The sequence below is a fragment of the Lawsonibacter faecis genome, assembly GCF_014287675.1.
Lineage (GTDB): Bacteria > Bacillota > Clostridia > Oscillospirales > Oscillospiraceae > Pseudoflavonifractor > Pseudoflavonifractor faecis.
In genome coordinates this window covers 342,306-356,565 of record NZ_JACOPQ010000002.1, presented here as the reverse complement: position 1 = coordinate 356,565, position 14,260 = coordinate 342,306, and the positions used below count along the sequence as shown (strand labels likewise).

The 14,260-nt window shown below is 63.2% G+C and carries 10 protein-coding genes; 8 read left to right on the top strand and 2 right to left on the bottom strand.

The features are described from left to right. Positions 1-57 precede the first annotated feature (57 nt). The 5 genes from H8S62_RS03900 (at position 58) to H8S62_RS03880 (ending at position 8,729) form a co-directional block, all read left to right on the top strand. Complete coding sequence (locus H8S62_RS03900; protein ID WP_186918528.1) at positions 58-1,794, top strand: nucleoside hydrolase-like domain-containing protein; 1,737 nt, start codon at positions 58-60, stop codon at positions 1,792-1,794. A 296-nt stretch (positions 1,795-2,090) separates the two neighbouring features. Further along, positions 2,091-4,475, top strand: a complete 2,385-nt coding sequence (locus H8S62_RS03895) for a glycoside hydrolase family 2 protein (protein WP_186918527.1) — start codon at positions 2,091-2,093, stop codon at positions 4,473-4,475. After that, entirely contained in the window at positions 4,468-5,061 is a 594-nt protein-coding gene (locus tag H8S62_RS03890) for a hypothetical protein (RefSeq protein ID WP_155151746.1), read from the top strand. Before H8S62_RS03895 ends, H8S62_RS03890 begins: the two co-directional genes overlap by 8 nt. A 112-nt stretch (positions 5,062-5,173) precedes the next feature. Continuing rightward, positions 5,174-8,281: a beta-glucosidase gene (locus H8S62_RS03885; RefSeq protein WP_186918526.1), complete on the top strand. Its 3,108-nt coding sequence runs from the start codon at positions 5,174-5,176 to the stop codon at positions 8,279-8,281. 16 nt (positions 8,282-8,297) lie between these two features. Next, the gene (locus H8S62_RS03880) at positions 8,298-8,729 is read left to right on the top strand and encodes a sodium:proton antiporter (RefSeq protein ID WP_186918525.1); all 432 of its coding nucleotides are present in this window, start codon (positions 8,298-8,300) and stop codon (positions 8,727-8,729) included. A gap of 114 nt (positions 8,730-8,843) precedes the next feature. On the opposite strand, the gene H8S62_RS03875 is transcribed toward H8S62_RS03880, so the two are convergent. Both H8S62_RS03875 and H8S62_RS03870 read right to left on the bottom strand, forming a co-directional pair. Next, positions 8,844-9,479 carry a flavin reductase gene (locus H8S62_RS03875; RefSeq protein WP_155151754.1) on the bottom strand — a complete coding sequence of 212 codons (636 nt, stop codon included), beginning with the start codon at positions 9,477-9,479 and terminating at the stop codon, positions 8,844-8,846. Positions 9,480-9,656: 177 nt separating this feature from the next. Next, a complete protein-coding gene (locus tag H8S62_RS03870; protein ID WP_173023449.1) occupies positions 9,657-10,292 on the bottom strand; it encodes a GntR family transcriptional regulator in 636 nt (211 codons plus the stop codon). A gap of 277 nt (positions 10,293-10,569) precedes the next feature. Here H8S62_RS03870 and H8S62_RS03865 point away from each other — a divergent pair, with 277 nt between their 5' ends. From H8S62_RS03865 to H8S62_RS03855, 3 genes are all read left to right on the top strand, one after another. Beyond that, positions 10,570-11,718: a Glu/Leu/Phe/Val family dehydrogenase gene (locus H8S62_RS03865; RefSeq protein ID WP_186918524.1), complete on the top strand. Its 1,149-nt coding sequence runs from the start codon at positions 10,570-10,572 to the stop codon at positions 11,716-11,718. An 829-nt stretch (positions 11,719-12,547) separates the two neighbouring features. Then, complete coding sequence (locus H8S62_RS03860; protein ID WP_173023455.1) at positions 12,548-13,603, top strand: chitobiase/beta-hexosaminidase C-terminal domain-containing protein; 1,056 nt, start codon at positions 12,548-12,550, stop codon at positions 13,601-13,603. Positions 13,604-13,814: 211 nt separating this feature from the next. Beyond that, entirely contained in the window at positions 13,815-14,249 is a 435-nt protein-coding gene (locus H8S62_RS03855) for a hypothetical protein (protein WP_155152243.1), read from the top strand. The last annotated feature ends 11 nt before the right edge of the window (positions 14,250-14,260 follow it).

Below are 14,260 nucleotides of genomic sequence, written 5' to 3'. Positions count from 1 at the left end.
GCATCGACCGCCGTCCACAGAAGAAATCATTCAAAACCAGGGGAGGTATTGCAGGAAATGAAGAAGCACGGAAAAAAAGTGATGGCCTGCGCGCTGGCGGCCGCCATGCTGCTGGGAACCGGGGGCGCGCTGGCGGCGCAGTCTCAGGTTCAGGGTGTCCGAAACTCTGACGTCAAGGTGACGGTGGACGGCAAAAAGGTGGAGCTGAAAGACGTCAAGGGCAATCCCGTGGACCCCATTATCGTGGACGGCACCACCTATCTTCCTGTCCGTGCCGTGTCCGAGGCCAACGGCTTGAAGGTGAATTGGGACGCGGGCGGCAGCGAGGTCAAGCTGGTTACGAAAGACGCCGCGGCGCCGGTCAAGCTGGCGGAAAAGGTTGACAAGAGCACCCAGCCCCGTATTATTATCACCACCGACCTGGAAGTGGACGATATCAACGGCGTCCTGCTGAGCGTGATGTACGCCACCGACTACGACCTTGCCGGTATCGTGTGGACCGCCGGTATGTTCCATTTCAACGGCGACGGCGAGCACACCCTGGCGGAGGTTACCCCCAATTATAAATGCGAGGCCACGACCGCCGGCGGGACGGTGGAAAACGCGGGACAGCTCACCTCCTTCCGGCCCGTGGACCCCGGACTTCTCACCCGGCTGATCGAAGTCAACTACGCCAGCGACTACCAGTATCTGAGCAAGAACGACCCCAATTATCCCACGCCGGAATACCTTCTGAGCATCGCAAAGACCGGCAACATCGCGTTTGAAGGCGATTATCGCTTTGAAACGGAGGGCTCTGAGCTGATTGAGGCCTGTATTCTGGACGACGATCCCAGGCCGCTTTACATCATGCACTGGGGAGGAATCAACACCACCGTCCGGGCGCTGATGAGCATCTATGAGGACTACCACAACACCGACCAGTGGGAAGCCGTTTTGGCAAAGGTGGTGGACAAGGTCCGGTTCATCGGCTCCGGCGAGGACAACTGCCGCGCGGACAGTAAGATTGACGAGCTGTTCCCCGGCCTGAAGGACAGCGAGTGGACCGGCTTTGGCAATTACGGCCAGTATTTCTCCGCCGCTCAGGCCTCGGAAGATCTCCTTCCCTACTATCAGGGTGAATACCTTACGGAGGCGTTCAAGTTTGGTCATGGCCAGCTGATGGGCGCATTCCATCTGATGAACGACGGACAGGTTCTCTATGGCGAGCCGCTCATCTATCAATACGGTCTGCTCAACTACGTGGACTGGGGCGGGGCGGGCAAAGAGGGCTGGGGGCCGCAGGCGCTGTCCTCCTTCCCGCGGGTCGAGCTGGATCAGTTCGACTGGATGTGCTGCCAGTTTGGCTGCGGCTCTTTCATCGACATTGGCCTGCGGCAGGGTGTCAAGAATTCCAACAATCACTATGTGCAGGTTTTGTTTGACGAGCTGGCCGCCCGCGCCGACTGGGCAGTCTGCGCGCCGGAAGACTGCAACCACGCGCCCGTGGTCAGCGCCGATAAGCCGGACTGCACCGCCAAGGCCGGGGAGACCGTGACCCTGACCGGTTCCGCCGCCGATCCCGACAGCGACAAGCTGAATGTAAGCTGGTGGGTGCCCGGCAATGCCTGTACCTATCAGGACGGTGAAGCCGCCGGTCTGGAGGTTTCCGTCACCGATACATGGTCTGCTCAGTTTACCGTGCCGCGGGACGCCGAGTCCGGCGATATCTTTGTTGTAAACATGGAAGTGACCGACGAGGCGGAGCGCCCCATGACCCGTTTTGCTCAGTTTATCATCACGGTTACAAAATAAATACCAATTTCGCTTCCTCTCCGTACGGCTTGTCTCTAACGGACGGCAGCCCGCCGTGCCGGCACGGCGGGCTGCCGTCCGTCTGATCTCTTTCTTCTCGTGAAATTGCTTAATTTTTTGCATTAATTTTTGTCATTATCAGCTACTTGACCCACGGCTTACGGCCAAAAATCAACCGTTCACGGGCACTATGCCCCACCCCGGCCCGTCTTATGGTATGCTCCGGGTACAAAATGAGGCTCAGGCCTCCCCTTGAAGGGAGCCGCCCATATAAACCACCGAAAGGGGCCGATATCATGATCAGACGACCGCTCAACAACGGCTGGGAATTCACCGAGCGCTTTGACGATTCCTTTCTCCGCTTCGAGGGCGACGCCGCCCCCGTGCGCCTCCCCCACACCTGCCGGGAGCTGCCCCTCCACTATGCCGACGAGCGCGACTACCAGATGGTCTGCGGGTACCGCCGCACTCTGGAGCTCCCGGCGGAGTGGAGCGGCAAGCGGCTCTTCCTCACCCTGGACGGCGCGGCCCACCAGGCCACCGTCTTCGTCAACGGGAAAGAGGCCGCCAGCCATTTCTGCGGGTATACCGCCTTCACCGTGGAGCTGACCGGGCTGGTGTCCTGCGGCGGCACGAACCAAATCGCCGTCCGCCTGGACACCCGGGAGAGCCTGGACCAGCCCCCCTTCGGCCATGTCATCGACTACATGACCTTCGGCGGGCTGTACCGGGAGGTCTGGCTGGACGTGGCGGAGCAGGCGTACATTGCGGATATGTTCGTCAGGACCCCCTCCATGGAGCAGGCCCTCGTCGACCTTGCCATTGAGGGAGGCGGCCCGGCGGACGCGGTCAGCCTGTCAATTCTGGACGCCGCCGGAAAAAGCGTCTTTACAGGTACGTTCGGGGCCGCTGAGCGGCTTCAGGCCCTCTCCTGCCCCGTCTCGCATCCCCGCCCCTGGACCCCGGACTCCCCCGGGCTCTACACCCTGGAGGCCGTCCTCATGGACGCCGGCCGGAGGGTCCTGGACGTAAAGCGCACGCGCTTCGGCTTCCGGCAGGCGGAGTTCCGGCCGGACGGCTTCTTCCTCAACGGGGAGAAGCTGAAGCTCCGGGGCCTGAACCGCCACCAGAGCTACCCCTACGTGGGGTACGCCATGCCCGCCTCCATCCAGCGGCACGACGCGCAGGTGCTCAAGCACGAGCTCCAGTGCAACGCCGTGCGCACCAGCCACTACCCCCAGTCCCAGGCCTTTCTGGACGCCTGCGACGAGCTGGGCCTCATCGTCTTCACCGAGATTCCCGGCTGGCAGCACATCGGCGGCGAACGCTGGAAGGACGCGGCCTGTCAGAACACCCGGGATATGCTGCTTCAGTACCGCAACCACCCCTCCATCGTCCTCTGGGGCGTGCGCATCAACGAGTCCCAGGACGACGACGGGTTCTACGAGCGCACCAACGCCATCGCCCGCGAGCTGGACCCCTCCCGCCAGACCAGCGGCGTGCGCTTTTTGTGGAAGAGCAGCCTGCTGGAGGATGTGTACGCCTTCAACGACTTCTCCCACGCCGGGCACAACGGCGGACTTCTCCCCAAGAGCCTCATCTCCCCCGACAAGGGGAAGGGGTACCTCATCAGCGAGTTCAACGGCCATATGTACCCCACCAAGCCCTTCGACTCCCCCGCCCACCGCCTGGACCATGCCCTGCGCCACGCCACGGTGCTGGACGCGGTCTACGGCCGGGAGGACGTGGCGGGCGGCTTCGGCTGGTGCATGGCCGACTACTACACCCACGGGGACTTCGGCTCCGGCGACCGCATCTGCTACCACGGCGTGCTGGACATGTTCCGCAACCCCAAGCTGGCTGCGGCGGTCTACGCCTCCGCCGGAGACGGGGCCGCGGTGCTGGCCGTGGGCTCCGAAATGGACATCGGAGACTACCCCGCCGGCAGCATCGGCGACAACTACATCTTCACCAACGCCGACTTTGTGCGGGTCTGGCGGGACGACAAGCTCCTGGGCGAGTTCAGGCCCGCGGGAAAGCGCTGGAAGAGCCTCAGGCACCCCCCCATCCCCTTCAACGACACCGTGGGCGCCGCCATCGAGGAGGGCGAGGGCTGGAGCCATAAGAAGGCCGAGGCCATCAAGGACTCCCTGCTGGCCATCCAGCGCTTCGGCGTGAAAATTCCGCTCAAATACGTCCTGAAAACCGCCTGGCGGGCGGTCCGCTGGCGGACCGGCCCCAAGACCTTTACCCGGCTCCACGCCGACTATATCAACACCTGGGGCGTGGACGCGCCGGTCTACCGCTTCGAGGCGGTGAAGGACGGCCGGGTGACCGCCGCCCTCACCAAATCCTCCAACGCCGCCCTCCGCCTGGAGGTCGACGCCAGCAGGACCGTCCTCACGGAGGGGGCCTCCTACGACGCCGCCGCCGTGCGCATCCGCATCGTGGACGCCAACGGCTCCACCGCGCCCTACGCCCAGCTCCCCGTCCGCTTTGCCGTCTCCGGCCCCCTGGAGCTGCTCGGCCCGGACGCCGCCTGCGCCGACGGCGGGATGTGCGGCACGTACGTGCGAACCACCGGAGCCGCCGGGACGGGAACCCTGCGCATCACCACCGGCCAGACCGCCCCCCTGGAGCTTACCTTCCAGGTCCGTGTGGAGGACTCCGCCCATGTCTGACCTCTCCGCCGCCCCTGCGGGCCCCTGGGCCCGCTTCCGGGAGAAGCATCCCGGCACGGCCCAGTTTCTGGTCTTCTTCCTCCTCAGCAATGGCATTACCGTCCTGCAGATGGTGATGATGCCCGCCTTCAAGGCCCTGTTCGGCATGACCGGCCTGGTGGATGCCGCTTTCCAGATTCTTCCTGTTGGACACAATTTTGACGGCAGCGTCTACTACATCTTCAACTACCCCGCCGGGTCTATCGCCTCCGGCGGCGGCGGGGGCATGGCCTACTTTCTGGCGGTGCAGCTCACCCTTTTCATCGCCCAGGTCATCAACTTCTTCGCCCAGCGCAGCGTGACCTTCAAGTCCAAGGGCTCCATCGGCAGGGCGGCTGCCTGGTATCTGGCCGCCTACGTGGCCATCACCCTGATTGCCGCCGCCCTCCAGGGGCTCTACAAGGCCCCCATCTACCGCCTCTTCATGGAGACCTGGGCCATGGGCGGCGCGGGCGAGACCATCGCCGACCTCATCACCATGGTCATCAACTGCGCCGTCTCCTTCTGGGTGTACTTCCCCATTCTCAAGCTCATCTTCAAAAAGTAGTCCCCACCCCGGCGCGGCGGCGCTCTGTTCCGCCGCGATATCCGGCACTGAAAGGAGGAGATGGAGCGCGCACTCTTGCAGCCCCGGCAATTTATATTTAAGGAGGATGGATATGTTTCAAAAAACCAAAGTATGGCGCGGCCTGACCGTGGTGTTTGCCCTGTTCCTGGTGTTTTCCCTGATGGCGGCAAACATTTTTGAAATCTACCGCGCCAGCGTGGACGCCTTTTTCGGCACCCGCAGCCAGCAGATTGTAACCGAGGCGTCCGACGATGCCTCGGACGCCTGGACCTACCAGTCCAACTACACCAGCGCCAAGGAGGCCTACGAGGGCTTCCGGGAATTCGCCGTGCGGGAGTCCCAGGAGACCTACGCGCTGCTGAAAAACGAGAACAGCGCCCTCCCCCTCTCCGCCGACGCAAAGCTGACCCTCTTCGGCGTGCGCAGCTACGCGCCGGTCTACGGCAACAACGGCGGCAGCGTGCCCGACGGCAAATCCACCGTGGAGATTTTCGACGCCTTCGCCGAGCGGGGCTTCCAGCTCAACCCCTCCATGCTCTCCGCCTACGAGGCCTTCTTCGCGGGCCAGGAGTGGACCACCCCCAAGTTCGGCGGCGGCATCCTGCCCGAGTACGCCTCCATCACCGCCTACAACGACCCCTGCGAGCTGACCCTGGACGAGCTGCGGGGCCTCAACCCCGGCTTTGACCAGGACTACGCCGCCTACGGCGACGCGGCCATCGTGGTCTTCGGCCGCCCCGGCGGCGAGAACGGCGACGGCTACTACCCCGGCAGCGAGGGCCGGGCCGACGGCGTGAACACCGTCACCGGCAACATCCTCAGCCTGAGCGACGAGGAGGTCGCCATTCTGGAGGAGGCCAAGGCCAACTTCGACAAGGTGGTCGTCCTTATCAACGCCTGCAACCCCATGGAGATCGGCAGCCTGGCCGAGGACCCGGAGGTGGACGCCATCCTCTGGATCGGCTTCCCCGGCGCTTACGGATTCTACGGCGTGGCCGACGTACTGAACGGCACCGTCTCCCCCTCCGCCCATCTGGGCGACGTCTTCGCCAAGAACAGCGCCCTGGCCCCCGCCATGATGAACTACGGCAACATCCCCTGGGCCAACGCCGCCAGCTTCTCCGACGACGCCAACGTCAACTCCTACCTCATCCAGGCCGAGGGCATCTACACCGGCTACCGCTACTATGAGACCCGCTACGCCGACATCGTCCTCGGCAACGGCGGCGCCGGCGCCAGCGCCGGGACCTACGCCAACCCCGACGGCACCGTCGCCGACGCGGACGGCGTCTGGGACTACCAGAACGAGGTGGTCTACCCCTTCGGCCACGGCCTGAGCTACACCACCTTCGAGCAGAAGCTGGACCAGGTGAACGTCCTGGGCTCCCGCGAGACCGCCAGCGTCACCGTTACCGTGACCAACACCGGCTCCGCCGCAGGCAAGTCGGTCATCCAGCTCTACGCCCAGACCCCCTATACCGACTACGACAAGCAGTTCCACATTGAGAAGTCCGCCGTCCAGCTTATGGACTTCGAGAAGACCGACACCCTGGCCCCCGGCGAGAGCCAGACCATCACCATGGAGGTGGACCTCGCCAACCTGGCCAGCTACGACAGCGAGAACGCCAAAACCTTTATTGTGGACGGCGGCGACTACTACTTCGCCATCGGCGAGAACGCCCACGACGCGCTCAACAACATTCTGGCCGCCCGGGGCAAGACCACCGCGGACGGCATGACCGCGGACGGCGACGCCGCCAAGACCTACAAGTGGACCTGGGACGGCGGCGTGGACTCCGCCACCTTCTCCGTCAGCCCCGCGGGCGTCGTCATCACCAACGCCCTGAGCGAGGGCGACTGCGCCATGGACATCAACGCCTTCCTGCCCGGCACGGCCACCTACCTCTCCCGCAGCGACTGGGACGGCACCTTCCCCAAGACCTACTCCGGCCTCGCCGCCAACGACGCCCTCTCCCGGCTGCTCAGCTGCGACCTCATCCCCCTGGCCTCCGGCGAGGACGTGTCCGACCTCACCTTCGGCGACACCACAAGCTCCCTCACGCTCAACGACATGAAGGGCGCCGACTTCGACGACGCCCGCTGGGATGAGCTGGTCGGCAAGGTGACGGTCCAGGAGTTCCTGGACTTCGCCTCCAACGCCTTCCACAACATCGCCGCCATCCCCTCCGTGGGCCTCCTCCAGTACGCGGCGGACGACGGACCCGGCGGCTCCGACTCCCACTACCTCACCGAGGGCTCCTACCAGGGCGTGCCCTACGCCGACGCCGCCGACTACGACTACGGCACCCGCGTGGCCCCCGCCCCCCAGAACCTGGCCTACAGCTGGAACAAGGAGCTGTCCTATGAGAACGGCGAGATCATCCTGGGCGAGAGCACCCTGGTGCTGAACCTGCCCATCATGATCGGCCCCGGCATGAACCTCCACCGCCACGCCTACAACACCCGCGGCGCGGAGTACTACTCCGAGGACCCCATCCTCTCCGGCTACATCGGCTCCGCCGTGGTCCAGGGCGCCCAGAGCAAGGGCTGCCTTGTGAACATCAAGCACGCCGCCTTCAACGATCAGGAGATCAACCGCTCCGGCATTGCGGTGTTCATGACCGAGCAGAAGGCCCGTGAGCTGGAGCTGCGCAACCTCCAGCAGGCCTTCGTGCCCGGCGGCAAGCCCGCCTCCTTCGCGGCCGACGAGAGCAGGGCCGATACCTACACCCTGGGCGCCCTGGGGGTCATGACCTCCTACAACCGCATCGGCGCGGTGCCCCCCAGCGCCAACTACGGCGTGATGGTCCAGATCATGCGCGACGAGTGGGACTTCAACGGCTACAACGTCACCGACTTCACCGGGGTCGCCCTGAAGGCCTCCCCCAAGGAGTCCATCCTCTACGGCACCACCGCCTTCTGCGGCTTCGGCATCAACGAGGGCATCACCTATTGGAACCCCGAGAGCCTCAGCGGCGACCGGGATATGCTCCAGGCCGTCCAGCAGAACACCCACTACCTCCTGTACGCCCTGGCCAACAGCGCCGCCATGAACGGCGTGAACGCCACCACCCACATCGAGAACGTCATGACCTGGTGGCGCGTCCTCTATATCGCGCTGATCGCCGTGTTCTCCGTGCTGGTCGTGGTCTGCGTGATCGGGTACGTCTTCGCGCGGCGCAAGCAGAAAAAGCATTGAGAGGGAGGGCTGAAAAATGACTGTTAAACTGACAAAATCCGGCTGGTCCGTCTGCGTGGCGGCTGTGTCCGCCCTGGCGGGACTGGTATTCTACCTCATCACCTCCATGACCGGCTTCCTGTCCGGCACGGCGATGAGCCCCCTGCCCATCGTCTGCACCGTCGCGGCGATTCTCCTGGCGCTGGTGCTGGTGTGCGCGGCGAAGAAGCTCAGCCCCCTGGCGACCGACTTCTTCGTGGTGGCTGCCGCCCTGCTCCTTATCGCCGCCTTCGCCCTCTTTGCCATGGGCCGGGTGACCTTGGTGGCCGACGTGTACTTCATCCCCGTCAACTACCCCCAGGCGGAGGCCTCCGCCCTCAACCTCTCCATCGTGGGCATGGCGCTCTACCTGGTCGCAATCGCCGCCATGATTATCACGGCTTTTTCCGAAAAAATCACAAAGGATTGAGCCGCCTGCGCAGTATTCGCCGCATCGCGCCCGCTCTTCACTGATATCCGCAAAAAAGCGGCCCGTGACCTCAGGCCTGAGGTCACGGGCCGCTTTTTTGGAATATTCCATGCTTTAACCGCCCAGGGGCACAAATTTGTCCGCCCCCTGCCTGCAGATGGGGCAGATGAAGTCGGCCGGGAGGGTGTCGGCCTCCAGAATATAGCCGCAGACCGTGCAGCGGAAGCCCTTCTTCACCCCGGCCTCGGGCTGATAGGTGGAAGCCTTGGGGGGCGTGACGCCGTTTTTCACCTTGTGGTAATAGGCGTAGGTCATGGGCTCCTCGTCGCTCAGCCGCTCGGCCGAGAGGACCTCGCCCACAAAGAGGATGTGGGTGCCCAGGTCCACCTCATCGATCACCTTACAGCTGAAGCGGGCCACGGTCTGCTCCGCCACATAGGGCACGCCGTTCTCGTCCTCGGCGGTGCGGAACGCGCCGAACTTGTCATAGTCCCTGCTGGAGTGGAAGCCAAAGGCCCCGATGAGCTCCATGCCGGCGGACTGGGCCAGGGCCACGCCGGTAAAGAGGCCGGAGCGCTGGATTACCTGTGCGGTAACGTTGTCCTTGTTGACGGCCACCGTCATGCGGACGGGCTCGGCGGTCACCTGGGAGAGGGTGTTGACGGTGCAGCCCGCCACCGCGTCCCCATCCCTGCTGGAGACCAGGTACAGGCCATAGCTCATATGGAAGAACGCCTTGAGATCGATCATAAGAATGCCTCCTTTATTTTCTTTATCAGTAATAGTTCCTGTTTGTTTTGATATCATATCTCTCCTTCCCCCTTTTGTCAAGTGTTTCCTGAAAAAACAAAAAAATAGCGGCCGCAGCCGCTATTTTTCCCGCTCCGTACTCAATTGGGCGCGCCCGCCCCCAGGCTGGGCGTCTTCTCAAATCATCTCGTCGTATTTGGTCTGCCAGTGGACGTCCATCAAGAAATGGTAGAGCTCGTCGCCCTTCTTCTCCTCAAAGAGGTCCACAATGTGGCGGTGCTCCTCGTTCATATCCCTGTAGACCTCAAAGAGCTGGTCCGCGTCGTCGCTGATATAGGTGTGAGGGGCAAAGCCCACCTGGAGCTCCTCCAGCAGCTTGCGGAGCATGTCGTTTCCGCAGCGCTCCCGGTATACGTCGTGGAAGCGCTGCTGCAGGCGGCAGTATTCGGGGTAGTTGCGGTACTTGATGCTGATGTCGATGAGGTCGATGCACTCGCGCATGCCGTTCAGCTCCTTCTCCCCCATGTATTTCAGGGCCAGCTTGGCGGCGAGGGCGTCCAGGGCGGCCAGCACGTCGTATACATCCATCTTCTCCTTAATGGAGCGTTCGCACACGACAAAGCCCTTTCGGGGCACGTTTTCCAGCAGGCCCTCCGACGCGAGCTGGAGCAGCGCCTCCCGGGCCGGGGTGCGGCTGATCCCCATCGTCTCGCAGAGCTGGGCCTCGCTGATCTTGTCGCCGGGCCGCAGCTCCCCATATTTCACCTGATCCAAAATGCGCTGCCGCACGCGCTCCCGCAGTGAAGTGGTCATGGTACGCATCCTTTCCGAACCGGCGGGGTTTCCGCCTTCCGACTCTGTTGTATTTTATTATACACTTTGTCCCAAAAATGTCAATCGCGTTATAAGTATAAATAATACATATAAGCCGAGCACTATTCCGATTGTTTGATTATTCACAATATTTTTGTGTATTATATCCAATTTTTTATTTTAAATAATGACTTTATTGATAATTGACGCTCATCTTTTTACAGTGTATTATGTATACATAAGCAAGACAACTATTGTTTTGAGAGGAGCGTACACAATGAACAAGAAGCCGTACATCGTTGTGGAATGGAACGATACCGAGAGCGAGGCCAAGGGCTGGCTGTGCGCCTACAATTTTGTCAACCACTACTGCGGCGGCGGCACCCGGATGCATCCCACCGTCACCAGGGAGGAGGTCATCCGGCTGGCCACCACCATGGGCTATAAGTACAAGGCCTGCGAGAGCCGGACCACCGGCGGCTGCAAGGGCGGCATCGCCTACGACTATAAGGCCCCCGACGCCAAGGACGTGCTCCGGCGCTACCTCACCGCCATGGCCCCCTACATCAACGCCGGCGTCTCCATCGGCGGCGATCTGGGCGTGGACTATGCCGATGTGCTCGCCATTCTGGACGATCTGGGCATCGGCCTGCCTCAGACCAAGGCCATGCGGGCCGACCCCAAGTTCCGGCAGTACATCAAAAATCACGACGACGCCTGCGCCATGCGGTACGACGGCTTTCTCATGTACGACATGATCACCGGCTACGGCTGCGCCTTCGCGCTGGACGAGGCGTGGAAGTTCAAGAAGGGCCCGGCCGGGGCCAGGGTGGTGCTTCAGGGCTTTGGCTGCGTGGGCGCCAGCATGGCCTGGTGCCTGGACAAGATGGGCTATAAGGTGGTGGGCATCGCCGACGCGAATCTCCTCGTCACCTGTCAGGACGGCCTGGACGTGCAGAAGCTGGTAAAGACCCGCAAGCCCAAGGGCGAGCTGGACGAGACCGTTTTTGAGGCCAATTACGACGTCCGACCCAACAGCGAGTGGCTGGACGTGGACTGCGATATTCTGGTCCCCGCCGCCCTGGAGGACGTCATCAACAAGGACACCGCCCCCAGAGTAAAGGCCGGCATGATTGTGGAGGCCGCCAACATCCCCACCACGGCCGAGGCGGACGAGATTCTGGCTGAAAAGGGCGTGGATATCTGCGTGGACTTCGTGTCCAACCTGGGCGGCATCCGAATTTACGAGGCTCTGGTCTTCGGCATTGTGGGCCCCATACCCCAGGACATTGTGGACGACACCGAGCGCGTCATCCGCAAGAACACCCGGCTGGTCTTTGAGGAGGCCAAAAAGACGGGCAAGACGCAGCGCGAGGTGGCCCGGGAGCTCTTCGCCCCGGACGTGTTCGACACCCCGGACAACTGAGAAGCGCCGAGCGCCCGGGAGCAGAGGTCTAAGCCGGGAGCGGAGCGAAAAGCCGCAGGGCGGCGGCCCACGCAAGCCGCCCGGAGGGTTTTTGCGCAGTCGTACGGCTTAGGACCCGTCGCGGAGGGTGCGAGGCGTGACAAGGAAGCGCGAGCGTAGGCGCATAGGGGAGATAAGACGGCATGAAGCCGAAAAAACAGGTTGGGCGTCTCACGCAAGCCCAACGGCATTTTTCGCGCAATGGCGGCTTATCGACCCGGCCATGCGCCCAACGCGAGCGTGACAAGGAAGCGCGAGCGCAGGCGCATAGGGGAGCCTGGACCAGAGCGACGGGGAAAGCCGGAAAAGGCCGGACCCCGCGAGGCGTTGTCCGGGTTTGCCCGGAGTCGGCGGGAAGGCGACCCGGCCATGCGCCCAACGCGAGCGTGACAAGGAGAAGCGCCGAGCGCCCGTGAGCAGGGGACTAAGCGGGGAGCGGAGCGAAAGGCCGCAGGGGGGCGTCCCACGCAAGCCGCCCGGAGGATTTTTGCGCAGTCGTACGGCTTAGGACCCGTCGCGGAGGGTGCGAGGCGTGACAAGGAAGCGCGAGCGCAGGCGCATAGGTGCGGATGGACCAGAGCGACGGGGGAAGCCGGAAAAGGCCGTACCCCGCCAGGCGTTGACCGGCTTTCGCCGGAGTCGGCGGGAAGCCGCACCGTATGATGCGCCCAACGCGAGCGTGACAAGGAAGCGCCGAGCGCCTGTGAGCAGGGGACTAAGCGGGGAGCGGAGCGAAAGGCCGCAGGGCGCGCACAGACAACAACACAACTGATAAATGGAGGTAAATGGAATGTCTGCAATCAATTATGCAACCGCCTTTTCGCCCAAGGTGGCGGAGAGCTTTTTCAAGGAATCCCTGACCGACAGCGCCACGGGGAAGGACTACTCCTTCTCCGGGGCCAAGACCGTGCGGGTGTTCACCGTGGACACGGTGCCCCTCAACAACTACAGCCGCACCGGCGCCAACCGCTACGGCGAGCCCGTGGAGCTGGGCGACACCGTCCAGGAGCTGGTGATGGGGGACGACAAGTCCTTCGCCATGACCATCGACAAGGGCAACCAGGCCGACCAGATGAACATCAAGGGCGCGGCCCGGGCTATGAAGCGGGAGACCGAGCAGGTGGTGGTCCCCTACATCGACAAATACCGCTTCGACAAGTGGGCCAGGGGCGCGGGCATCGTGAAGGGCCTGAGCGGCGCGCCCACCAAGGCCAACATTGTGGAGCTCATCTTCGACGCGGGCGCCGAGATGGACAACCGCCTGGTGCCCGCCGCGGGCCGCACCCTCTTCCTCCCCAACACCTACTATAAGCTCCTGGCCCTGTCCGACCAGTTCATCGGCGTGGACAGGCTGGGGGAGAAGGCCCTCAGCAAGGGCGTGGTGGGCGAGGTGGACGGCATGACCGTCAAGCGGGTGCCCGACAGCTATTTCCCCGCGGACGTCTACTTCATGGTGAAGTGGAAGGGCTCCACCGTGGACCCGGTGAAGCTCCAGGACGCCAAAATCCACAAGGACCCTCCCGGCCTGAGCGGCAATCTGCTGGAGGGGCGCATCTACCACGACGCGTTCGTCATCGGCGCCAAGGCGGACGGCATCTATGTGGCCGCCGCCGCCTCCGCCGTGACCGCCGCGCCCACCGTCACCGTGGCGAACAACAAGGCCGCCATCGCAAGCGCCACCGGCGGCGCGGTCGTCAGGTACACGCTGGACGGCTCCGACCCCCGCTACAGCGACAGCGCGAAGGTCTATTCCGCCGCCGTGGACGTACACGCGGGCGACAGGGTGCGGGCTTACGCCTGCACCGAGTCCGGCTACGCCTCCGCGGTGACGGACAAGACGGTTTGAGAAGCGCCGGGCGCAGGCGCATAGGGGGATAAGACCTCATGGAGCCGAAAAGACAGGTTGGGGTTCCACGCAAGCCCAACGGCATTTTTCGCGGAGCCTTCACTTAAACGACATGGGGGGTAAGGAGTACTCCTTACCCCCCAGCCGTAAAAGGTCATCCCGGTAAGACCGCGATAACTGCAAAATGCAAGACTTGATTGGAGATGAACACATGTCGACAACGGCGCAGGAGGTATTCGAGACGGCGATGCACCTGATGGACGAGGTGAACGAGTCCACGGGAAAGGCGGACGCCTCGGACACCAAGGAGTACAAAAACCGGGCCATCCCCATTCTCAACATCCTGCGGGTGGAGTGCTTTCCCGCCTCCGATACGTATAAGGCGGAGCCGGGGAAGCGCCCGGTCTGCCCCCGGATTGAGGAGTTCGAGTCACCCATCGGCCTGGACGACGGAATCTGTCAAGGCGTACTGCCTTACGGACTTGCGGCCCATCTGCTGCTGGACGAGAACCCGGACGTGGCGGGCTATTTCAGCCAGCGGTACGAGGAGCTGCTGGCCGCCGCCGGGCGGGGCCTGCCCGCCGGGAGCGAGGATATCACGGACCTGTACGGCGGGATTGAGCTGGGCCAGTTTGCGAGATGGTGAGGTGAGACAAT